This window comes from Nonomuraea glycinis (genome assembly GCF_014646515.1).
Classification (GTDB): domain Bacteria; phylum Actinomycetota; class Actinomycetes; order Streptosporangiales; family Streptosporangiaceae; genus Nonomuraea; species Nonomuraea glycinis.
This window is the reverse complement of the sequence record NZ_BMNK01000002.1, coordinates 721440-742964: the sequence shown is the minus strand read 5'-3', so window position 1 is coordinate 742964 and position 21525 is coordinate 721440. Positions and strand designations below refer to the sequence as shown.

The following is a 21525-nucleotide window of genomic DNA, read 5'->3' as shown; positions in this document are numbered from 1 at the left end:
ATCACCCGTACGAGGGAGAAAGGAGCTGTGGGCGGCGGACAACCGAGAGATCGACCTTTGTCCTGCTACGACAAGCCCTGGTCGACCGCCAGTGCGATGATCATCGCGAGCCGCTTCTCCGGGGCGTCGAGGCGCAGGGTGGTGATCGTGCCCATCTTGCGCAGCCGGTAGCGGACCGTGTTCGGGTGCAGGCCCAGGCGGGCCGCCGCCTCGCCCAGCTCGCCCTGCGCCTCCAGCCAGGCCCGCAACGTCTCGATGTAACGGGTGCCGTGCTCGGCGTCATGCCTGGTCAGATCGGCCACCGGGCCACGCGCCGGGGTGCGGCCCGCCGAGGCGGCGGCCCGCAGCCGCTGCAGCAGGATCTCGTCCCACGACTCGTCGTACACCACCGGCTGGGCGCCGCCGCCCGGCCTGGCCGTGCGCAGGGCCAGGCTCTCGTCCGCCTCCTGCCGGCCCGCCGCGAGCTGCGCGGGCGCCGCCGGGCCGCCCACTCCGGCGAACACCGTCACCTGCCGGGGCAGCACGTTCACGATCCCGGCCAGCCAGTCGCGGGCCGGGGTGACGTCGTTGCCGCAGGGCAGCACCGTGTACAGGGTGTTGCCGAACAGCGCGCTGCGCCCCGGCCGCGACCAGCCGAAGCCCGTGGTGGCACGCTCGAAGGCGAGCAGGATCGCCGCGTGCCGCTCCTCGCCGATGTGCGCCTGCAGCGCGATCACCCGGAACTGGCCACCGGGCAGCCCGAGCCGGCTGACCAGCGCCGGCGCGTCGGCGGTGCCCTCCAGGAGCTGGATGACCAGGTCGGACTCCACCTGCCGCTCCAGGTCGGCGCTGACCCGCGAGCGCAGCAGGTGCAGCGCCACCGCCCTGGCGCCGTCGCTCAGGACGGTCCGGGCCGTGCCGGTCAGCGGGCGCTCGCACTCCACCCAGATCGACCCCAGCAGCTCCCGCCCGGCACGCACCGCCACCACCATCCGGCCGCGCAGCCCGTGCTCCGGCGCGGGCTCCACGAACAGCGGCTCCTCCGAGGTCGCCAGATGCGCGAAGACGCCCCGGCTCTCCAGCAGCCGGCGCATGCCCTCCGGCACCCGGCGGCCCAGGATCGTCTCCAGCCGCACCGGGTCGGCCGCCTGCTGGGAGCCGGAGTAGGCCAGCACCCGCGACATCTGGTCCTCGATGGTCACCGGAGAGGCGAGCTCCCCGGCCAGGGTGTCGGCGAAGGAGAACAGGTCGGTCGGTCCCCGCCCCGCCTCGGTCTCCCGCCCTTCCAGCACCAGGCCGTACACCACGCCGAACAGCTGGCTCCAGGACACCTCGGGATCCACCAGCAGGACGGCGAGGCCGCCGTCGCGGGCGCCGGCATCGAGCGGCGCGCCCTCGCGCACCAGCACCACCGCGGCCCGCGCCGCCCGCGCCAGCCGCACCGCCTCGTCCGCCGACTCCACCCCCACCGGCAGGAACACGTCGCCGCTCGCGGGCCTGGGATCGGCCGGATCGTGGACGACCACGCTGCGGAGCTCCACCTGCCGGGACACGGGGGCGGTGAGCAGCCGGGCGCCGTAGCCGCCGAGCACGTTCACCAACCGATCCAGCTTCAGCATGCGCCGCGCCCCATCTGCCCCTGTCCTGGCGATACGTCGCAGCGTACAGGCAGGTTGACCATAGGAAAGGCCCCGGCATCGGGTAGGGATGCCGGGGCCGGTGAAGCAGGTGTCAGCCGCAGTTGGCGAACTTGCCGCGCCTGCCGTGGGCCAGGGCGTAGTCGACGCGGGTGTCGGTGGTGAAGCCCTCGAAGTCGACGCACTGGCCCTTGCCGTAGCCGATGGCGGCGGCGTACTGCTTGTACTTCTTGGCGGTCAGCTTGCCCGGATCCCGGTAGGCGCCACCGCCCTGGACGTGCAGGATCGCCTGCGTGTAGGTGGGGGTGCCGGCGAAAATGGTCTTGATCGCGGCGACGCAGTTCTTCTGCAGCGACCTGTTCCACATCAGATAGACGTAGCCGTAGACGGTCTTGCCGTCCTTCATGGCCCGCTTGTTGTCGCGCACGTGGACCCAGCCGCCGCGCCCGGACTCCTTGGCGCAGGCCGCCTCAGGGGAGTAGGCGGCCGCGAGGGCGGGGGCGGGATGCACGAGGACCGTGCCGGCACTCAGCATCGCGGCGAGGGCGAGAGCCTTGGCAGGCTTGCGCACGTGTTCGTCCTTTCGAAAGGCGGTCAAGAAAGCCTCATGACCGACACCATGACAGCGAGTCGGCGTCATCAGGCCCGCGTCATGCTCTCACACCAGAGATCCCTTTGCGGGTATTTAAGCGCCCAGAATCCGATATTTCCGGATGGGTCGGCTAGAGGCGGGGAGTTTGTTGCTGAGTGTCCGCTGGGGCTCCCCCGGGCCCTTCCTGGGGTTTCTCCACGAGGTTCTCCGCCGGCTCTTCCCCGGGCACTTCCCCGGGCATTTCCTCCGGTTTTTCCTCGGGCGGTGTCAGGGCGGGCTCGATCGCGTGGCGGGTGCCGAACGTGTCGAGGACTGAGAGGAGCATCGCCACCACGGGGATGGCCAGCAGCGCGCCGACCGCGCCGAAGAGCATCGCGCCCATGATCGCCGCCGCGAAGGAGACACCCGGGTGGATGTCGACGGAGCGAGCGCTGATGCGCGGCTCCAGGGTCAGGTTCTCCACCTGCTGGTAGACCACCGCCCAGATCAGCACCGCCACCCCGATCCAGGGGGTGGGCGAGGCCAGGCCGACCACCACCGGCAGCGCGATCGAGATGTAGGTGCCGATCGTCGGCACGAACTGGGCGACCACACCGGTCCACAGGCCCAGCGCCAGCCAGGACGGCATGCCGAGCACCAGGAACACCAGCGCCGACGTGCTGCCGTTGATGCCCGCCAGGACGAGCCGGGCCGCGACGTACCCGCCGGTCTTCTCGGTGGACAGCTCCCAGATGCTGACGAAGACCTGCTGGAAGCGGCCGGTCAGCAGCCCCGCGATCCAACGGCGGGCGCGGGGGCCGTCGGCCGAGAGGTAGTAGGTCAGCAGGACGAGGGCGAAGGCGTTGAACACCACCCCGGCGACGGTTCCGACCAGGCCGAGCAGCCCGCCCAGGACGTCCTGCGCATAGCCGGCGGCGTCCTGCGGGGTCAGGCGGATGGACTCCAGAATGTTGGAGATCTCGTACCTGGTGCCGAGCCGGCCGTTGATCCACCGCGTGACCGCGCTCAGCACGTCCGGCAGGGACTCCACGAGCAGCGCCACCTGCTGCAGGAAGAGCTGCCCGAACAGGACAAGGAAGATCGCCGCCGCGATGCCCATGCCGGCCATCACCAGCGCCGTGGCCGCGCCGCGCCGCATGTGCCGGGCCAGGCGCGCCACCGGCGGCTCCATCGCCAGCGACAGAAACCAGGCCATCACCACCACGAAGAGGAACGATCCCGCGTCCGTCAGCACGAAGTGCAGGAAGAACACCAGGGCGACCATGGCCGCGACCGCGAACCCCACCCGCCACACGTTCGACGGCGACAACACCACCTGAACGGTCGACGACGCCCCCTCCTCGACCGACGCCGACGCCGGTGCCGGCTTTCCGCTCAGCGCGGGGGGCCGCTCCTCGCCCGACGCCGTCCCGGGGGGATGCTCATCGCTCGACGCCGCCATGGGCTCTCCTTCTGCTGGGAGCACGCGTGTTACCACGGCCAAGTGCCCCCGGAACTCCCGATATCACCTGGGTTCCCGGCGAGCGAACCGGCCTGACGACAGTCTCGCAGGGCGATCAGCTACTCGAAATCGTCTGGGTTCAGCTCCTTCAGCCGCTTGAACTCGTAATCAGCTGCGGTGTCGAACTTCCCCGGGCCGCCCGGATGCGGCGACGTCTCCTCCTCCGCCGGTGGCGCCTTGGTCGCGGCCTCGCCCTGCTCGGTCTCCTGCTCCCGCCGGATGCTCATCATCATCGTTACCTCAAAAGAGAAAACCCCTGGTCAGGATCCCCTCCCCGGAGGTTTCGCGGTCAAACCGCAGGCTGGAACACGGCCCGTACGCACCCGTCCCGCTTGTGTTTGAACAGCTCGTAGCCCTTGGGCCCGTCCTCCAGGCTCATCGGGTGGGTCAGCAGGTGCGAGGCGTCGAGCTCGCCGCGCGCCATCCGCTTCAGGATCATCGGGATGTACCGGTGGCCGTGCTGCTGGGCGCCGCGCATCGTCAGGCCCTTGTTCATCAGCGCGCCCATCGGGAACTTGTCGACCAGCCCGAGATAGACGCCCAGAACCGCGACGATGCCCCCCTTACGGCAGGCGTGGACGGCCTGGCGCAGCGGCAGGCCGCGGTCGGTCTGCAGGCGCAACGCCTGCTTGGCCCGGTCGTAGGCGTACTGGGCGCCAGTGCCGTGGCCCTCCATGCCGACGGCCTCGATGCACTTGTCCGGCCCGCGCCCACCGGTCAGCTCCTTGAGCGCGTCCAGGACGTCGGTCTGCTCGTAGTCGAGCGTGGTCGCGCCGAGGCGCTCGGCCATGGCGAGCCGTTCGGGAAAGCGGTCGATGGCGATCACCTGCTCGGCGCCCATCTGGATCGCGGCCATGGTCGCCATCTGGCCCACGCCCCCGCAGCCCCACACCGCCACCACGTCGCCGGGCCGTACCTCTGCCAGGTCCGCACCCATCCACCCGGTGGGCACCGCGTCGGAGGCGAACACCGCGGAGGCGTCGGCGACTTCGTCGGGGACAGGGAAAGCGTTGACGTCGGCGAAGGGCACGCGGACATATTCGGCGTGGCTGCCGGCGAAGCCGCCGAGGGCGTGGGAGTAGCCGAAGATGCCCGCCGAGGCGTGGCCGTTCATCTTCTCCAGGAAGCCGGGGTCGGGGTTGCTGTTGTCGCACAGGGAGTAGAGCTGGGCGGCGCAGTAGTGGCAGCGGCCGCAGCCGATGATGGAGCAGACCGTCACCCGCTCGCCGACCCGCCGCTCGCGCACGTCCGGCCCGATCTCGATGATCTCGCCGACGAACTCGTGGCCGATCACGTCACCGGCCATCATCGTCGGCACGTACCCGTCGAGCAGATGCAGGTCAGAGCCGCACACCGAGCTGGCGGTGACCTTGACGAGCGCGTCCTGGCGGTTCAGCAGCCGGGGGTCGGGCACCTCCTGGACGCTCACCTCGTTCACGCCCGACCAGCACAGCGCCCTCATCGCGCTCCCCTTCGCATCAGCTGCCGCATCGTCGGGAGCCCGACCTGGCCGAGCGGGGTGCGGTGGCCCTCCGGCTGACCGTCCACCCGCAGCACCTCGCCGGTCTCCAGGAGTTGCTTGAGTGCCCGCACCCGCTCTCTGATCTCGCCGTCGTCGGTGCGCACCGCGATCTGACTGCCGCGCCCGCCAGGGGCGGGGGTGATGCGGACCTCGTGGTGTTCGGCGAGCCAGGCGAGCAGGTCGGGGCGCTCGGCGCCGGTCAGCGCGGCGGGCGCGGTGGTGACGGTGACGGCGTACCACCCGGACGGGCGCGGCCGGGGCGGGCGCCCGGCCAGCGCGCGGGTGGCGGCCGCCGCGCCCGCGCCGAGCGCGACGCCGGCGACCACGGCGCCGATCAAGCCCTTGGTACGTCTCATGCCCCGCGGCTGCCCGAACCCGTTGGTACGTCTCATGTCCCGCGGCTGCCCGAGCCCGCCATAGGCAAACCGCGGGGGTTGCCGAGCGCCGGTACGGGCGGACAAGCTGGACGCATGCGAGTAGTGGTGATCGGCGCCAGCGGGCACATCGGCACTTATCTGGTTCCCCGGCTGGTGGCGGCGGGGCACGACGTGGTCGCGGTGAGCCGCGGCAAGCGGGAGCCCTACAGCCCGCACGGAGCCTGGCGGCAGGTCACCACGGTGATCGCGGACCGCGAGGCGGAGGAGGCCGACGGCGTCTTCGGCAGGCGGATCGCCGAGCTGGAGGCCGACGTGGTCATCGACCTGATCTGCTTCGAGGAGGCCAGTGCGCGCGAGCTCGTCACCGCCCTGACCGGCCGGGTCCGCCACTTCCTGCACTGCGGCACGGTGTGGGTGCACGGCCCCAGCGGCCAGGTCCCGACGACGGAGGACCGGCCGCGCCGGCCGTTCGGCGACTACGGCGTCAAGAAGGCGGCCATCGAGGCTTACCTGCTGGAGCGGGCGCACCGGGACGGCTTCCCGGCCACGATCATTCATCCGGGTCACATCACCGGTCCCGGCTGGGTGCCGGTGAATCCGGCGGGCAACGTCAACCCGGCCGTGTTCCAGACCCTGGCCGACGGCGAGGAGCTGGTCCTGCCGAACCTCGGCCTGGAGACCGTGCAGCACGTGCACGCCGACGACGTGGCGCGGATCTTCATGGACGCGCTGGCCAGCCGGGCCACGGCCGTCGGCGAGAGCTTCCACTCGGTCGCCACCACCGCTCTGACGCTGCGGGGTTACGCCGAGGCGGTGGCGGGCTGGTTCGGGCGGGAGGCGCGGCTGGCGTTCCTGCCGTGGGAGCAGTGGCGGACCACCGTGCCGGCGGAGGACGCCGAGATCACCTGGGATCACATCGCGCACAGCCCGCACTGCGGCATGGCCAAGGCCGAGCGGCTGCTGGGTCACCGGCCGCGGCACACCTCGCTGGAGGCCATCGCCGAGGCGGTGGACCGGCTGATCGTGAACGGGGTGATCCGACGGCCGTGACCTGCGGCGACTCGCCTCACGAATTGGTCCCATTTATCGGACAGTAAGCACACATAGCGGATGTAGTAGTTGCTAACGTTTTACCTGCTACCCCCAGGAGGTGACCAATGAGTGAGGCGTCCCAGCGACCGTCCGCGCGCGTGTCGGCCAGCACTCCAAGCGTCGCCCGCATGAACGACTACTTCGTGGGCGGCAAGGACAACTTCGCTGTCGACCGGGACGTCGCGGACCAGGTTCTCGCGCTCGCCCCCGAGGCCAAGGCCATGGGCGAGTACGTCGAGGCCTTCCGCGAGCGGGCCGTCCGGCACCTCGCCAGGCAGGGAGTCAGGCAGTTCGTGAACATCGGCGTGGGGCTGCCGACCGAGCGCAACGTGCACTCCATCGCGCAGTCGATCGCGCCCGAGTCCCAGGTGATCTACGTCGCCGACGACCCGGTCGCGCTCAACCACTCCCGCGCCCTGCTGGCCACCAACGAGCGGACCGGGGTGGTCGAAGGGGACATCCTCCACCCGGACGAGTTGGTCGCCGACCCTGTCATGCGGCGGCTCATCGACTTCGAGCAGCCGGTGGCCGTACTCATCTTCGGTGGCACCCTGCAGTACATCCCCGACGACGAGAAGCCGCAGGAGAAGGTGGCCCGGCTACGCGACCTGCTCGCCCCGGGCAGTCATCTCGGCCTCACCCACGCCGTCTTCGACAACCGGCCGGACATCCGCGACGCGATCAGCGACATCTTCCGCAAGGCCCTCGGACGCCCCACGGGCGCCCCGCGCGACCGCGAGCAGGCGCTGCGCTTCTTCGACGGCCTGGAGCTGGTGGAGCCGGGCTTCGTCTACGTCCGCCAGTGGCGCAACGACGCGTACGTCTCCCACTCCGAGATCGAGCGAGCCTGGGTCATGGCCGGCGTCGCCCGCAAGCCCCACGCCTGAACCCTCCTTTATGTCGTGACGGGGTAAACCCTCGGCACTTGGTGACCAATGTGCTAATTTGGTCATCAGTCACCGGAGTTCCATGCTCGACGACGACCGGCTCGCCCGTGCCGACCGGATCCTTGACACCGCCAAGGACCTGCTGCTGCGCTGGGGTTACCGGCGGGTGTCCATCGACGAGATCGCCAAGCGGGCCGGGGTCGGCAAGGGCACCGTCTACCTGCACTGGCGCTCCCGCGAGCAGCTCTTCTTCGCCGTCGGCGCGCGAGAGGCCGTCGAGATGATCGACGCCGTCGTCGCGGCGATGCGCGCCGATCCCACCGAGGTCGCCCTGCACCGCTACATGCGCCGCTTCTTCGTCGAGGCGATGCGGCGGCCGGTGCTGCGGGCCATCTTCACCCGGGACGCCGAGACGCTCGGCGCCTTCCTGGCCAGCCCCGCCCGCAGGCCCCTGGAGGGCGCCAAGCTGCTGGCCTCGCACGACTACCTCGCCGTGCTCGCCGAGTACGGCCTGCTCCGCGAGGATCTCCGCCCCGAGGACCTCGACTATCCGCTGCCGACCATCGTCTTCGGCTTCTTCGGCGTCGAGCCGCTGCTGCCCCCGCATCTCGATCTGGACCTGGAAGCCAAGGCCGAGCACCTGGCCGACATCCTGCGGCGCGTCTTCGGCCCCGCCGCCGAGCCGGCCGCGACCGCGTACACCGGCGCGGCGAGCCGGGCCATCACCATCTTCGGCCGGCTCGGCCGCGATTTCCGGGACGCCGCCTACACGACACCCGAGAGGTGATCATGCTTCATCACATCGGCCATCTCGTGCACGACATGAGCGAGGCGATCGAGCGCTACCGCCGCCTCGGCTTCACGCTCCCGGCTCCCGCCTATCCCGTCATGCCGACGTCCCCGGGCGCCGCTCCGGAGCCGTTCGGCGTGGCCAACACGCACGCGTACTTCCCGCGCGACTTCATCGAGCTGGTCACCGTCGCGGGCGACGGCCGGATGCCCGGCGACGCCCGCCCGATCCCGCTCAGCGTGCCCGACGACCGGCTGCCCGCCATCGTCGAGGCCGTGCCCGCCACCGCCGCCACCCTCACCGCGAGCCTCCGGCGCTTCCAGGGTGTGCACATTCTCATGATCGACGCGCCCGACCTCGACGCCGCCACCGCCCGTCTCGACGCCGGCGGGGTAGGCCACGGCGGGGTCCATGCGGTGCGGCGCCCCATCGAGACGGCCGACGGCACCCGGATGGAGCCCGTCCGCTTCCTGGAGTTCGGCGCGGAAGGCCGCGTGCCCGAGGGCAGGGTCGGGCTCGCGGAGAACCCGCCGTCCCAGGCGCTGCGCACCGACCATCCCAACGGTGCTATCGGGCTGGCCGGGTGCCTGTTGTGCGTCGCCGACGCGGACCTGGCCGAGACCGAGAAACGGTACGCCGCCTACCTCGGACAGGCCGCGCGACAGGACGGCCCAGCGCGCACGTTCGACCTTCCCGCCGCGCGGCCGGACGGTTCCGCCGGCACGTTCGACCTGCCTGGAGCGGCGATCGACCCGCCTGGAGCGGTGATCACCCTGGTCCCCGCCACCGCGCTGGCCGACCTCCTGCCAGGCGAGCGTCCCCCGGGCATACCCGGTTTCGCCGCCTACACGGTCACCGTCCGGGACCTGCCCGCCGCCGAGCGGTTGCTGGTCGCCAACGGTGTCCCGCTCGGCCGGAGCTCTGCCGGTGACCCGTTCGTGCCGTCGGCCGAGGCGCTTGGCGTGGCGATCATTTTCAAGCAGGCCAACCTCGTCGACCAGGTCGGCGAGCGGCGCCGGGTGGGCGCCGGCGTGGTGCTCAACCAGGGCTACTGACCTGCCCCGTGTCCACCTCGGCGGCTCTGGCCTGGCGTGAGCCCAGGTAGGCGCCACGCCGCAGCCGCCGCAGCCACCCGGGCTGACGCAGTGCCGGGTGGCTGTTGAGCACCGGATCGAAGGCCACATCCAGCTCCGGCCGCGGCGTGCGCACCCGCAGCGTCGCCACCCGCACCGCGGCTCTGTCCTTCCGTACGGCATGCAGATGGAACAGCAGCGGACCCCGGCCGAGCACGCCCGGCAGCAGCCGCGGGTTCGCGGAGGTCGCCGGGGCCTCGGGCCAGGCCACGATCCAGACGGAGCCCGTACCGGTGTCATAGGGAACGAGCGAGGAGTACGGGCCGGCGGTGAAGCCGGTCCTCGGCCGGAGCAGCCAGGGCACCGCGCCGCAGGTGGACAGCAGCAGGTCGAGCGGGCCAGGCAGCCGGACGGCCAGCCCGAGCACGTCGGGGAGGCCGCCCGGCAGCGAGCCGCCCTTGGACAGCCGGGCGACCACCTCGTGCTCGCCCGGCACGTCCAGCACCGGCACGCCGAACGCCGCGCCTCCGGTGACTTCGAGCGTGCCCGCCACCATCAGGCCGCGCGGGTGCAGCGCCCGCCCGTGGCGCAGGCGTGCCACGAGCCGGGCCGACACGCCGGCGGCGCGCTCCGTCCTGGCGTGATCGACGCGGCCGGGCCGCGGCCGCGCCGTCACGCGCTCAGCCATCACGCGCTCAGTCGTCACGCGCTCAGTGGCGGTCAAGGCGCAGGCTGCCGACAGGGTGCGGGCCCTCTGTCTCCATCCGGTACTCCTCGCCGGACTTGTCGCGGTTCTCCTGCATGACGCGCTCCGACGGGGGCTTCTCGCCGCCCATGATGTCGTTCTGCATCTTCTCGAAGCGCTCGTGGGCGTCCTGGACGTAGCCGGTGCCCAGCGTGGTGAAGTCGATCTGGGTGCTGAGCAGCTCGCGCAGGTAGGCCTTGTTCGGCTCGAAGGTGACCGGCGCGGGCAGCGCGGGCGCGCACACCTGCTCGGGGTCGCGGCCGTCGTGCCTCTTGAACAGCTCCGCCGCCAGCCGCAGGTGCTCCAGCTCCATGTTGAGGTGCAGCTCCCAGATGGCCTTCACCTTGGGGTCGGACTCCGTCTCCATGAAGGAGTGGTAGAGGTAGCACTCGTTGTACTCGTGGTTGAGCAGCATCTCCCACCAGCTCTCGCCCGGGTCGACGAGCGACTCGTAGTGGGTGACGTGCTCCTCCTCGATCAGTCCGATCTCCTGGTAGAGCTGGCGGGCGATCGGCTCCATGTAGGTGGGGCCGACGTTCATGTAGAAGTTCATGGTCTGCTGCTCGGCCGACATGATGGTCAGCGCGTGCAGCTTGGAGATCGGCGCCGCGGTCGACTTGTCGTACGGCTCGCGTACGTTGTCGATGGGATTGCGGTGGTGCAGGTAGGTCGGACGGCCGGGCATCACCTCGGTGAGGTTGTCGACGATCTTCTCCGCCTTGCGGTGCTCGATCATCTCGAACAGGTTGGCATACCGGTAGAGGTGGTCGAAGTCCTCCAGCACCCCGAACTGGTAGGCCTGCATGAGATACGGGTCCGGCTCCATCCGGGCCACCCAGGCCGTCAGGTCGACCGCGACCTGCTCGTACGCGATGGTCGTCTCCAGCACCGAGGCGACGCCCGGCAGCAGCCAGTTGACCACCTTCTGCTGCTGCGCCTCGATGTAGCGGACCTGGGCCAGTTGCCGCTTGACCTCCAGGTCGGGGCAGTGCCGCGCCATGTGGTGGCTGAACATGATCGCCTCGACCTCGATGCCGTTCATCGTGATGACGCGGCAGCGGGTGTACGGGTCGGCGTGGTCCGGATCGATCGGCATGACGTTCAGCTCTTGCCAGTTGCGTAGCTGCCTGTCCAGCGGGATGCCCCGCTCCTGCAGTGGATTGAAGGTCATGTCCCTTGCTCCCCTTTGGCCTGCTCGACTGGGCTCAGCCGCCTGTTTTCCGCCCGCAGCACCCCCTCCAGGGCGACGGACGACCGCGGCGGCGCCATCCGCAAGCGGCCTACCCGAGGACATAAGCGACAATCTCCGCGCCTCGCCGTGGGGAGGCCCGGACTTGGTAAGGGCGGGCGTGGCCGGCCGCCGGGCGGGTAGGCCCCGGCCGTACTCGAGAGGAGATGGACATGACCTACCAGAAGACGGCTCCCGAAAGAATGGCGGAGACCGACGTCATCGACCTGCTCCAGGCGCAGCACGGGATGATCAGGGATCTGTTCGACGAGGTCGAGCGGGCGCCCGCGGACCGCCGGGGCGAGGCCTTCACCCGCCTGGTGCGGCTGCTGGCCGTACACGAGACGGCGGAGGAGGAGATCGTGCACCCCTACGCGCGCGCCAAGATCGACGGCGGCGAAGGGATCGTCAACGACCGCCTCACCGAGGAGGACCAGGCCAAGCGGCTCCTGCAGCAGTTGGACCAGGCCGGGCCGGACGCGCCCGACTTCATGGAGAACCTGCTGGTGCTGCGCGGCGCCGTCGAGGCGCACGCCCGCGCCGAGGAGCGCTACGAGTTCGCCCAGCTCCGCGCGCACACCAGCGAGGCCGAGCGCCGGGCGCTGGCGGCCGGGGTCAAGGCCGCCGAGGCCATGGCCCCCACCCACCCGCACCCCGGCACCACGTCCGCGACTAAGAACCTGCTCGTGGGCACCCCGATGGCGATGATGGACCGGGCCCGCGACGTGATCCGCAAAGCCATGGGCAAACAAGACTGACCCGATCATCAAGGGGTAGTCGGCGGTGACTCAATTCGGAAGGGAGCAGTTATGGTCACCCCACGCAGCACGGCAACCCGGTCTCCCGTACAGCTCGCCGCGCTCGTCGTCGGAGCGGTGTTCCTGCTGGTCGGCGTCCTGGGCTTCGTCCCCGGCGTCACCACGAACTTCGACGACCTGCAGTTCGCCAGCCACCATTCGGACGCGCTCCTGTTAGGCGTCTTCCAGGTTTCGATCCTGCACAACATCGTGCACCTGCTGTTCGGGGTCGCCGGCATCCTGATGGCCAGAACCGTGCCAGGAGCCCGCAACTACCTCATCGGCGGCGGGGTCATCTACCTGCTCCTGTGGCTCTACGGCATGCTGATCGACCACGACAGCGCGGCCAACTTCGTCCCGCTCAACGGCGCCGACAACTGGCTCCACCTGCTGCTGGGCATCGGCATGCTGGCCCTCGGCTTCCTCCTCACCAGAGGCCGCCCCACCACCCGCTGACCCGTCCTTCTGAGCGCGGCTGCCCCCGGCAGCCGCGCTCAAGACTGTCCATGCGGTACGACTCCGTCCGGCTTCTCCGCCAAGCGGACACAAGCCCGGCAAGCTCGCGTGACCGTCGGTACGAACGGCAAGGACCAGCCAAGGGTCGGCAGCGGGGACACCTGCTCCCCGCACAGGCTGATCCCCCCGTCGGCGGCCACGGCATGCTGCACCGCATCCCGTTCCAGACAGGACAGTCCAAGGCGATAGCGACTGGCGCTCTTGTCCAGCCCGGCCTGCGACGTGCTCATAGCGCCTTCTCCGTCTCTTCCTGGTTCTTCAACTGCTCCGCGAGTTGCGTGACGTCGTCGGCGTCGAGTGTTTGGCAGAGGCCGTGATAGATCTCCAGCGAGGACAGGCGCCGCCCATTCCTGGTCGCCCACATGCGCCCCGCTGAGCTACGCCAGATGCACCATCCAGGAAAGGCCGCTTGAAGGTCTTCGAGAATCGCCGGTGTTGACATGGGATCAGCATTCTTACTTTTACGCGACAACTACACCGCGTTATCGAGACGTCCAGGACGTTACAGCGTTACGCTGCGAAACGTCCCTGACGTCCTCAGCCTTTCGAGGTGTACGTGACCAATGTCGCTCTACGCCGCGCCATGCTTGACGCGCACGTCACCCGCCAAGACCTGGCGGATCGGTGTGGAGTGGACGTCAAGACGGTAGAACGCTGGTTGCAGGACGAGGCCCGCGTTCCGCACCTGCGGCATCGATGGTCCGCCGCGGAGGCACTAGGAGTTGAGACAGCGGTGTTATGGCCAGACGCTATTCGCAATACGGTGAAAACAGGTCCAGACCGAGAAGTCTTGACCGTTTATCCGTATCGTTCCGCTTGCCCGAAATCCATTTGGCGTAATCTCATCAGTGCGGCGGACAGCGAGATCGTATTCGCCGGTTATACGAATTATTTCCTGTGGCTGGAGCACCCCAATCTGGCCAAGGTCCTCAAGCGGAAGGCCCAGCAGGGGTGCAAGATCCGGTTCCTCCTGGGCGACCCGGAGAGCGACGTCACCCGCCGCCGCGAAACCGTGGAGAACGTCCCCCTGACCGTCTCTACGCGCATCAGGATCACCTTGTCGGAGATCGAGCACCTACGCGACGTCCCAGGAGTGGAGGCACGGTACGGCGACGAGCACATCGCCATGAGCGTCTTCCGGTTCGACTCCGAGATGCTGGTGACCCCTCATCTGGCCAAGCTCGTCGGCCATGACTCGCCGATGCTCCACCTACGCCGGCACCAGGCTGACGGCCTGTTCGACCGGTTCGCGTACCACGCCTCCGAGCTGTGGAGCAACGGCCGGAACGTGTGGGCGGACGAGTCGAGCGAACAGACAGAGGAAGCGACTCCCCAGGGGTGACCCCACCCGGGCAAGCGCTCACAAGGCCCTACCGGGGACAACGTACGTTGATCTGAAGGATGATGCGGGTCAGCCGGGCGTCAGCGTCGTGGGGCGGGGATCAGGCGTGACAGGAGCCAGCAGACTGCTCCCGTTGCCGCGCCGACTCCTACGCCGGTGAGCAGGCTGCTGCCGAAGGCGAAAGTGCGGAGCAGTACGGCTTCCGTCGCTGGTGACAGGGTGCCTGCCAGGTTACCGCCAAGAGTGGGCGGGGTGTCGCCGAAGGACTGCGACCACAGCACCTGGTGGGTGAGCCCGAGCAGGACGCCGTAGGTGGTGCCGATGGCCAGCAGGGTGAGGAACGAGTTCGGGACGCGTTTCCACAGAACGACGGCCAACCACAGGGCGATCGGCAGGAAGACCAGCAGGGCGTTGACCGTGGGGCCGACCAGGCTCAGGTCGTGCGCGATCACCCGGGGGACGCCGAGTGCGGCGAGGGCCAGGATGGCGATCGGCGACAGGCCGAGGGCCTTGGTTCTCATGAGACGGGGACCTCCGCGTGTCGGGGGCGGGATTCTGCCCGACGTTAGGTTCGAGGTCGGCGGCCTGTCGTCCGCCTTGTGTCCCGTTCGCTCCGTGCGTCCGTACGGCCCGGGTTGTGGTGGGTGTCAGCACGAAGATGTACGGGGCCGGCGGCGTCAGGCCGTGTCGCCCACCGTGACGACGACCTTGCCTTTCGCGCGGCGGGTTTCGACTCGGGCGAACGCGTCCGCCGCGTGCTCGAAGTCGTAGGTGCTGTCGAGCATGATCTCCAGGTCACCGGAGTCGATGAGAGCGGTGAGCTCTTTCAGATCCGCGCTGCTGGGCCGCATCGAAAGGAAGCGATAGGTGGATTTTCCCTTTCGGGCACGGCGTCGTTTCCCGAAAGTGGCGATCCACAGGACGGTTTCGAGGGCTGCGGCGCGCAAGGGGCTCATCGCGTAGTCGTATCGGATGGAGCCGGGAGTCGGCGTCGAGGACACCGAGACCAGACGGCCACCGGCCGACACCAACGTCAGGAGGGTGTCGGTCTGCGCACCGCCGACCAGGTCGAAGACCTTGTCGAACCGGCCCAGGCTCTCGTCCACCGGACGCGACCGGTAATCGATCACCTCGTCGGCGCCCAGGCTGCGGAGCAGCGGTTCACTGGCGGCGGAGGCGGTGGTGACGGTGTGCGCGCCCACGCGTGCGGCCAACTGGATGGCGAACATGCCCACGACGCCGGACCCGCCCGTGATGAGCAGTCGGTCATCGGGCCGCACCGACAGGGCGTCCCGGATGCCCTGGAGAGCGGTCGTGCCGGCCAGCGGGACGGCTGCGGCCGAGGCGAAGTCGAGCGAGCGAGGCATGGGGGCCACGAGAGTCGCTTCGATGGTGACCCGCTCCGCGAGTGCGCCCAGCCGGGCCTTGTCGGTGCGGCCGATGACGGCGTCGCCGATGGCGACAGACGTCACCTTCGATCCCACCGCGGTGACGACCCCGGAGAACTCGTTCCCCGGCACGAAGGGAAAGCGCGGCGGATTGGCGAACCGGAGGGTGCCCGACCGCTGCAACAGGTCGATCGGGTTCAGTCCTACCGCTCGAACGTCCACGGTCACGTCGCCGGCCGCGGCGGGCGGATCGGGCCGCTCACCCAGCCGGAGCACTTCAGGGCCACCGAACCGGGTCACCTCGTACGCCCGCATGCAGGCCTCCCGTTAGAATGTGGACAACGCTCACATTGCCGAGTCAACGGGATGTTATCAGTGTCAACATCACCGTACCATCACGGAGATCTTCGGAATGCCCTGCTGCGTAGCGCCCGCGCCCTGCTCGAACGCTCGGGCGAGGCCGACCTCTCCCTGCGTTCCGTCGCTCGTGATGCCGGTGTGTCGTCGGCGGCCCCCTACCGCCACTTCGCCGACAAGGACGAACTGCTCGCCGCGCTGGCCGCGATGGGCTATCGCGAGCTCACCGAGCGCTTCGGCTCGATGCCGGCCACGGACGGTGCTCTCACCGATCTGGTCGAGGGCTTCCTGGCCTTCGCCGAGGCGGAGCCCGGCCTGTTCCGCCTGATGTTCAGCTACCCCTGTACGCGCGGGGACAAGGAACCCGCACGCGCCGGCCGCGCGGCGCTCGAAGCCCTCCAACACCAGCTGCCTGGCTTCTCGGAGGAAGCTCTCACCGGGGCGTGGGCCCTCGGGCACGGCCTGGCGGCGCTCATCGTGCACAACCAACTCAGCCCGGGCGATGATCGCAGGGAGTACGTCGCGGCCATCATCAAGGCGGCTGCGAAAGCCTCGTCCTGACCGACGCCCCGGCGAACTTCCCGTTGTACGGGGATGTCAGCACAAAGAGGTACGGGGCTTCGGTCTCCGGCAGGATGTGCGGGGCGGCGCCGGGCGGGAAGATCGGCTCATGACCGCCGGCCTGCTGCTCGCGCTCGCCGCTCTGGCTCTCGTCGACAGCACGAGCTTCGGGACCCTGGGCATCCCCGTCTTTCTTCTGCTGGCCTCCGGACGGGGGCAGGTGTCGCGGCTGCTCATCTACCTGGGCACCGTGGCGGGGTTCTACTTCCTCGTGGGCGTCGGGCTCATGCTGGGGTTATCCACAGTTGTGGATAACTTCGGTGAAGTGCTCCGCAGCCAGGCGGCGTACTGGGTGCAGCTCGGGCTCGGAGTCGGGCTGTTCGCGTTGAGTTACCGGTTCGATCCGAAACGGCGGGAGAAGCTCGGCAAGCCCGAGCGGCGTTTCGAGCCGCGGCTGGGCGGCCCGGGGGCGATGGTGCTGCTGGGGCTGACCGCCGGCCTGCTGGAGGTCGCCACCATGGTGCCGTATCTGGCGGCGATCGGCATGATGACGACCTTGGACCTGCTCGTCGGTCAGTGGGTGCCGCTGCTCGCGGCGTACGTGCTGGTGATGGTGCTGCCGCCGCTGGTGCTGCTCGCCCTGCGCGGCCTGGCCGGTGGGTGGCTGGGGCCGAGGCTGGAGCGGTTGCGGGCCTGGATGGTCAAGCACTCGGCGTCGACGGTCAGTTGGACGCTGGCCATCGTGGGCGTCTGGCTGGCTCTGGACGCGGCCTCACACCTGTTCTCCAGCTGACGGCTTCGGTCAGCCTGACGGCCTCGGTCAGGCGACCCCCACCTGACGGCATCGTTCAAGCGGTGACTCCGCCGTCGATGACCAGGTCGTGGCCGGCGACGAAGGACGACTCGGCGCCGGCCAGCCAGAGCACCGCCGCGGCGATCTCCCCCGGGTCGCCGACGCGGCCGAGCGGGATGTGCGGCGCGAGCCTGGCGTCGCGGTCGGCGGTCGTCTCACCGGGCCGGTAGGACATGGCGGTGTCGCTGGCGCCGGGGCTGAGGGCGTTGACGCGGATGCCGTCACCGGCGTACTCGCGGGCGGCGGCGCGGCTGAGGGCGCTGACCCCGGCCTTGGAGGCGGCGTAGGCGGCCAGGCCCTCCAGGCGGCGGTGCGCGCCGATGTTGGACGCCATGTTGACGATCGCGCCGCCGCCGTGCTCCTTCATGTACGCGATCTCGTACTTCATCGACAGGAAGACTCCCGTGAGGTTGACGTCCATGACGGCCGACCAGGCGGCGGAGTCGAGGTCGGCCAGCGGGGCGAAGTCGCCGATGATGCCGGCGTTGTTGAAGGCGACGTGCAGGCCGCCGTGCCGCTGGACGGTGGTCTCGACCATGCGGGCACTGTCCTCGGGGCTGGTCACGTCGGCGATGACCTGGTCGGCCCGGCCTCCTTCGGCCTGGATGTCCTTGACGGCGTCGGCGAGCCGGGCGGGGTCGCGGCCGGCGAGGACGACGGTGGCGCCCTCGGCCGCGAACGCCTGGGCCGTGACGCGGGCGATGGCTCCGGCGCCGCCGGTGATGAGGACGACCTTGTCGGTGGATCGCATGGTTGAGCATCCTTCCTATTAAGAACGATCGATCTCGAATTAAGGCATGAGGGTCGCTGACCTCGCGCGGCGGGGTCAGTCGAGCAAAGTGAGCGCCTGTGCGGCGGCGTCGCGCAGGCGGGGGCCGCCGCCCGAAGTGCGGCCGAGCACGCGCATGCCCTGCAGCAGCACCAGCAGCAGCCGGGCGATCGCCCGCGGATCCTTGGCGTCGGCCAATTCGCCCCGCGCCTGGGCGCGCACCAGGGCGGAGGTCAGCGCCGTTTCCAGATGGCTCCAGCTCGACTCGACGAACCGGGCCGCCGCTGGATCGTGCGGCGCCAGCTCCACCGCCGCGTTCACCACCATGCAACCGCGCCGGTCCTCGCTCGCGGACTGCTCGGCGTAGGACCGCACCAGCGCGCGCAGCGCCGGCAGCACCGGGCCCGGCTGCGACAGGGCCGTCATGATGTCGGGGTCCGCCGTCTCCAGGTAGCGCTCCAGCGCCTTCAGGTAGAGCTCGTGCTTGCCGCCGAACGTGGCGTAGATGCTGGCCCTGGCGACGCCCAGCCGCGCCACCAGGTCCGCCATCGAGGTCGCTTCGTAGCCGCGCTCCCAGAACAGCTCCAGGGCCCGCTGGAGCGCGGCCTCCGGATCGAACTCCTTGGTCCTCGCCATGCCGCGACGCTAACGCTATCGAGACCGTTCGGTCAAATAAGCGGCCAGTTCTGCACGGCCCTCGTCGGCGCGCTCGGGCAGCAGGGCGAGGGTGCAGGCGCGCTCGAACCGGGCGCCGATGCGTTCCCAGCCGTCGACGGCGGCCTCCAGGGCGGCGGTGTCGCCGTACAGCCTGCCGGTGGCCCGGGACAGGCAGGCGGCGGCCCAGTCGTTCTCCCGCCCGGCCTCGGCCGCCGCGGCCAGGCGCTGCCCGGCGTCGGGGAGCCCGGCGACGACGGCCAACTCGGCGCAGGCCGCGGTGGCGTACCTGTCGAACTGACCGGGCGTGAACCCGGCCGCTGCCCACTCCACCAGCTCGGCCACGTCCCTGACGGACCGGCCGGTGTGGACGGCGACGCGGGCGTCCACGAACGCGATCAGACAGGTCTGCGGCGACGACACGGTGAGCTGCCCGACCGTCAGCGCCCGCGTACGCCAGGACCGGTACGCCTCCTCCTCGCCGAGCAGGCCGTGGGCGAGCGCCACCGAGCACAGCGCGTGGGTCATCCACTTGCCCGGCGGGCTGTCCGTGCGCGCCTGGCCGTCCCACATCTCGGCGGCCCTGGCCAGCGCCTCCTTGAAGTCACCCGCGAGCACCAGCGGCGGGACGATCTTGCTGGCGGCGAGCGCGGGACGGCTGCCGGTGACGTCGTCGCGCATCGCCCTGCCCGCGATGTCCAGGGCCTGCCGCAGGTCGCCGGCGGCGATGGCGTGGACCGTGGCCGCGTGCAGGGAGTCGACGATCTCGATGCCCGAGCGCGGGTCAGCGCGGTCCATCGCGTCGAGCAGGGGGAGGCGCTGCCTGGACCACCGGAACGCCTCCCGTGGGTGCCCCCGGCGGGCCGCCGCCGAGGCCACCGTGTCCAGGGCGGAGCTGACGAGCACGGGGTCGCCGGTCTCGCGCGCCGCCGCCAGGGCGTGCTCGGCCAGGACCGGCCCGCCGGCGAAGGCGTCCCCACCGCTCCAGGCGACGGCCGCCGCCACATGAGCGGCCACGTACGGGTCGTCCGGATCGCCGGCCGCCGCCGCCTCCTCCGCCAGGGTGTCCAGGCGTTCCTTCGGCACGCTGATGCCCACGCCGAAGCCCGAGTGACGCTTAGCGATCACCGCGGCGCGGGCGAGCGCGATCGCCCGCGCGTCACCGTCCCCGGCCGCCCCCGCCTGCTCGGCCGCGGCCAGCTGCAGGTCGACCGCCTGCCCGGCATCGGCGTACGCGAGCGCGCACTCAGCGGCGTCAGCCAGGTCACGTGCCGCCTCCCGCGGCCCCGGCGCCAGCCTGGCCGCCTGCCGGTAGTGCGCCAGCGCCTCGCTCAGGAACCGGCGCCCATAGGTGAGAGCCGCCAGCGCCCGAGCCAGCCGATGCGCGGCCTCGTCCCGGTCCACCCCTTCGGATCCTGGTGCGGCCGTCAGTGCGGCGCGCAGGTCGTCGGCCACCGCGTCGAAGGCGTCGCGCCAGCCGTCGTCCGGGCTCTTCGAGGTCGCGCGGCGGGTCAGGGCTTCGGCTGTCGTGGCGGCCCAGCGCAGGTGGCGCTCCTGGAGGGCGGGGCGCTCGCCGCTGTCGTCGAGGTGTTCGGCGGCGAACGCGCGGACCGTCTCCAGCAGCCGCCACCGGCCGGCGTCACGCTGGTGCGCGACCAGGCTCTTGCCCGTCAGCCTGCCCAGGACGTCGGCCACCTCGGCGCGACCACCGGCCACCACGGCGGTGACCGCGTCCAGGTCGAAGCCGCCGGTGAAGACCGCCAGGCGGTGGAACAGCGTACGTTCGTCCTCTTCCAGCAGGTCGTGGCTCCAGCCGAGCACGGCGCGCAGCGAGCGGTGCCGCTGGTCGCCGCCGCGTCCGCCGGCCAGCAGCCGCAGGTTGTCGTCGAGCGCCGCGAGGAGCCCGCCGGGCCCGAGCGCGGCGCTGCGGGCGGCGGCGAGCTCGATCGCCAGGGGGAGCCCGTCCAGCCGGGCGCAGATCTCCGCCGCCTCCCCCGCGTCGACGGCGAAGGCGGGGTCGGCGGCGGTCGCGCGGTCGCGGAAGAGCCGTACGGCGTCGGAGGACAGCGGCAGCGGCGCCACGGGCACCACCCGCTCGCCCGGCACGCCCAGCCGCTCCCGGCTGGTCACCAGGGCACGGGTGCCGGGGCAGCGCGACAACAGCCGGTCCACGAAGGCGGCCACCGCGTCGAGCAGGTGCTCGCAGTTGTCCAGGACCAGCAGCACCCGGTCCCGGCCGAGCCGGTCGGCGATCGCGTCCTCCAGCGGCTGCTGCGGCCGCTCGGACACCCCGAGCGCCGCCGCCACCGCCTCCGCGACGAACGCGTCACGCACCGGCACCAGGTCGACGAACGCCCCACCGCAGGAGAAAGAACCCGCCGATGCCACCGCCAGGCGGGTCTTCCCGACGCCGCCCGGCCCCACCAACGTCACCAGCCGGGCCGACTCGAACGCGGCCACGATCGCCGCCAGCTCCGCGTCCCTGCCCACGAACGTGGTACGGGCCGTGGGCAGGCCCGCCACCTCCCCGGACGGCGCCCCCACCTCCTCCTCGGCGAGGGCCGCCAGCTCCCGCCGGTCGGCGACGCCGTGCTTGCGCAGCAGCGACGAGACGTGGCTCTCGACCGTGCGGATCGAGATGTGCAACCTGCTCGCGATCTGCGCGTTCGTCAGCCGGGCGCCGAGTGCTTCGAGCACCTCCGCCTCACGCCGCGACACCCCACCCGCGCCTGACACCATCACACGCCACATCATCGCCCACCCACGGACGTACGTGGTTTTTCCGTGGTGAATCCGTAGTGAGCACGGATGCCCGTGATGTCCCTCCCCACGGAAGCTGATCTCAGCCGAGAACAAGGGGACGAA

The 21525-nt window shown here is 70.6% G+C and carries 23 protein-coding genes; 9 read left to right on the top strand and 14 right to left on the bottom strand.

Going from position 1 to position 21525, the window contains the following annotated elements:
• Positions 1–65: 65 nt before the first annotated feature.
• The 6 genes from IEY87_RS08750 to IEY87_RS08725 form a co-directional block, all read right to left on the bottom strand.
• On the bottom strand, positions 66–1598 hold the full coding sequence (locus IEY87_RS08750; protein WP_189137962.1) for a PucR family transcriptional regulator: 1533 nt from the start codon (positions 1596–1598) through the stop codon (positions 66–68).
• A gap of 112 nt (positions 1599–1710) precedes the next feature.
• Positions 1711–2187: a hypothetical protein gene (locus IEY87_RS08745; RefSeq protein ID WP_189137961.1), complete on the bottom strand. Its 477-nt coding sequence runs from the start codon at positions 2185–2187 to the stop codon at positions 1711–1713.
• Between the two features lie 151 nt (positions 2188–2338).
• A complete protein-coding gene (locus IEY87_RS08740) occupies positions 2339–3649 on the bottom strand; it encodes an AI-2E family transporter (RefSeq protein WP_189137960.1) in 1311 nt (436 codons plus the stop codon).
• A gap of 119 nt (positions 3650–3768) precedes the next feature.
• Positions 3769–3942, bottom strand: coding sequence for a hypothetical protein (locus tag IEY87_RS08735; protein WP_189137959.1), 174 nt, complete (start codon positions 3940–3942; stop codon positions 3769–3771).
• Between the two features lie 56 nt (positions 3943–3998).
• Positions 3999–5171, bottom strand: a complete 1173-nt coding sequence (locus IEY87_RS08730) for a zinc-dependent alcohol dehydrogenase (RefSeq protein WP_189137958.1) — start codon at positions 5169–5171, stop codon at positions 3999–4001.
• On the bottom strand, positions 5168–5587 hold the full coding sequence (locus tag IEY87_RS08725) for a hypothetical protein (protein ID WP_189137957.1): 420 nt from the start codon (positions 5585–5587) through the stop codon (positions 5168–5170). The genes IEY87_RS08730 and IEY87_RS08725 overlap by 4 nt, the downstream gene beginning before the upstream one ends.
• 114 nt (positions 5588–5701) lie before the next feature.
• Between IEY87_RS08725 and IEY87_RS08720 the strand changes: the two genes are divergently transcribed.
• From IEY87_RS08720 to IEY87_RS08705, 4 genes are all read left to right on the top strand, one after another.
• Entirely contained in the window at positions 5702–6658 is a 957-nt protein-coding gene (locus tag IEY87_RS08720; RefSeq protein ID WP_189137956.1) for an NAD-dependent epimerase/dehydratase family protein, read from the top strand.
• A gap of 107 nt (positions 6659–6765) precedes the next feature.
• On the top strand, positions 6766–7587 hold the full coding sequence (locus tag IEY87_RS08715) for an SAM-dependent methyltransferase (protein ID WP_189137955.1): 822 nt from the start codon (positions 6766–6768) through the stop codon (positions 7585–7587).
• Positions 7588–7669: 82 nt separating this feature from the next.
• Positions 7670–8374, top strand: coding sequence for a TetR/AcrR family transcriptional regulator (locus IEY87_RS08710; protein WP_189137954.1), 705 nt, complete (start codon positions 7670–7672; stop codon positions 8372–8374).
• A 2-nt stretch (positions 8375–8376) separates the two neighbouring features.
• Complete coding sequence (locus IEY87_RS08705; RefSeq protein WP_189137953.1) at positions 8377–9432, top strand: VOC family protein; 1056 nt, start codon at positions 8377–8379, stop codon at positions 9430–9432.
• On the opposite strand, the gene IEY87_RS08700 is transcribed toward IEY87_RS08705, so the two are convergent.
• Positions 9416–10138 carry a phosphodiesterase gene (locus IEY87_RS08700; RefSeq protein WP_189137952.1) on the bottom strand — a complete coding sequence of 241 codons (723 nt, stop codon included), beginning with the start codon at positions 10136–10138 and terminating at the stop codon, positions 9416–9418. The two genes, IEY87_RS08705 and IEY87_RS08700, sit on opposite strands and share 17 nt — an antisense overlap.
• A 22-nt stretch (positions 10139–10160) precedes the next feature.
• A complete protein-coding gene (locus IEY87_RS08695; protein WP_189137951.1) occupies positions 10161–11366 on the bottom strand; it encodes a hypothetical protein in 1206 nt (401 codons plus the stop codon).
• A gap of 230 nt (positions 11367–11596) precedes the next feature.
• On the opposite strand from IEY87_RS08695, the gene IEY87_RS08690 reads away from it, so the two are divergent.
• Positions 11597–12181, top strand: a complete 585-nt coding sequence (locus IEY87_RS08690; protein ID WP_225277707.1) for a hemerythrin domain-containing protein — start codon at positions 11597–11599, stop codon at positions 12179–12181.
• 51 nt (positions 12182–12232) lie between these two features.
• Positions 12233–12676: a DUF4383 domain-containing protein gene (locus IEY87_RS08685; protein WP_189137950.1), complete on the top strand. Its 444-nt coding sequence runs from the start codon at positions 12233–12235 to the stop codon at positions 12674–12676.
• A gap of 286 nt (positions 12677–12962) precedes the next feature.
• On the opposite strand, the gene IEY87_RS08680 is transcribed toward IEY87_RS08685, so the two are convergent.
• Positions 12963–13178, bottom strand: a complete 216-nt coding sequence (locus tag IEY87_RS08680; RefSeq protein ID WP_189137949.1) for a hypothetical protein — start codon at positions 13176–13178, stop codon at positions 12963–12965.
• Positions 13179–13286: 108 nt separating this feature from the next.
• Here IEY87_RS08680 and IEY87_RS08675 point away from each other — a divergent pair, with 108 nt between their 5' ends.
• Complete coding sequence (locus tag IEY87_RS08675) at positions 13287–14078, top strand: hypothetical protein (RefSeq protein ID WP_225277706.1); 792 nt, start codon at positions 13287–13289, stop codon at positions 14076–14078.
• 80 nt (positions 14079–14158) lie between these two features.
• On the opposite strand, the gene IEY87_RS08670 is transcribed toward IEY87_RS08675, so the two are convergent.
• Positions 14159–14599 carry a hypothetical protein gene (locus IEY87_RS08670; protein WP_189137948.1) on the bottom strand — a complete coding sequence of 147 codons (441 nt, stop codon included), beginning with the start codon at positions 14597–14599 and terminating at the stop codon, positions 14159–14161.
• A 156-nt stretch (positions 14600–14755) separates the two neighbouring features.
• Positions 14756–15781 (bottom strand): NADP-dependent oxidoreductase, encoded by a 1026-nt coding sequence (locus IEY87_RS08665; protein WP_189137947.1) that lies wholly within the window; start codon positions 15779–15781, stop codon positions 14756–14758.
• 60 nt (positions 15782–15841) lie between these two features.
• Here IEY87_RS08665 and IEY87_RS08660 point away from each other — a divergent pair, with 60 nt between their 5' ends.
• Positions 15842–16384 carry a TetR/AcrR family transcriptional regulator gene (locus tag IEY87_RS08660; protein WP_189137946.1) on the top strand — a complete coding sequence of 181 codons (543 nt, stop codon included), beginning with the start codon at positions 15842–15844 and terminating at the stop codon, positions 16382–16384.
• Positions 16385–16493: 109 nt separating this feature from the next.
• Positions 16494–17177 carry a GAP family protein gene (locus tag IEY87_RS08655; protein WP_189137945.1) on the top strand — a complete coding sequence of 228 codons (684 nt, stop codon included), beginning with the start codon at positions 16494–16496 and terminating at the stop codon, positions 17175–17177.
• A gap of 55 nt (positions 17178–17232) precedes the next feature.
• Here the strand turns inward: IEY87_RS08655 and IEY87_RS08650 are convergent, their stop codons facing one another.
• From IEY87_RS08650 to IEY87_RS46620, 3 genes are all read right to left on the bottom strand, one after another.
• Positions 17233–17988 (bottom strand): SDR family NAD(P)-dependent oxidoreductase, encoded by a 756-nt coding sequence (locus IEY87_RS08650; protein WP_189137944.1) that lies wholly within the window; start codon positions 17986–17988, stop codon positions 17233–17235.
• A gap of 75 nt (positions 17989–18063) precedes the next feature.
• Positions 18064–18642 (bottom strand): TetR/AcrR family transcriptional regulator, encoded by a 579-nt coding sequence (locus IEY87_RS08645; RefSeq protein ID WP_189137943.1) that lies wholly within the window; start codon positions 18640–18642, stop codon positions 18064–18066.
• Positions 18643–18657: 15 nt separating this feature from the next.
• Positions 18658–21399 carry an ATP-binding protein gene (locus IEY87_RS46620; protein WP_263652749.1) on the bottom strand — a complete coding sequence of 914 codons (2742 nt, stop codon included), beginning with the start codon at positions 21397–21399 and terminating at the stop codon, positions 18658–18660.
• Positions 21400–21525 lie beyond the last annotated feature (126 nt).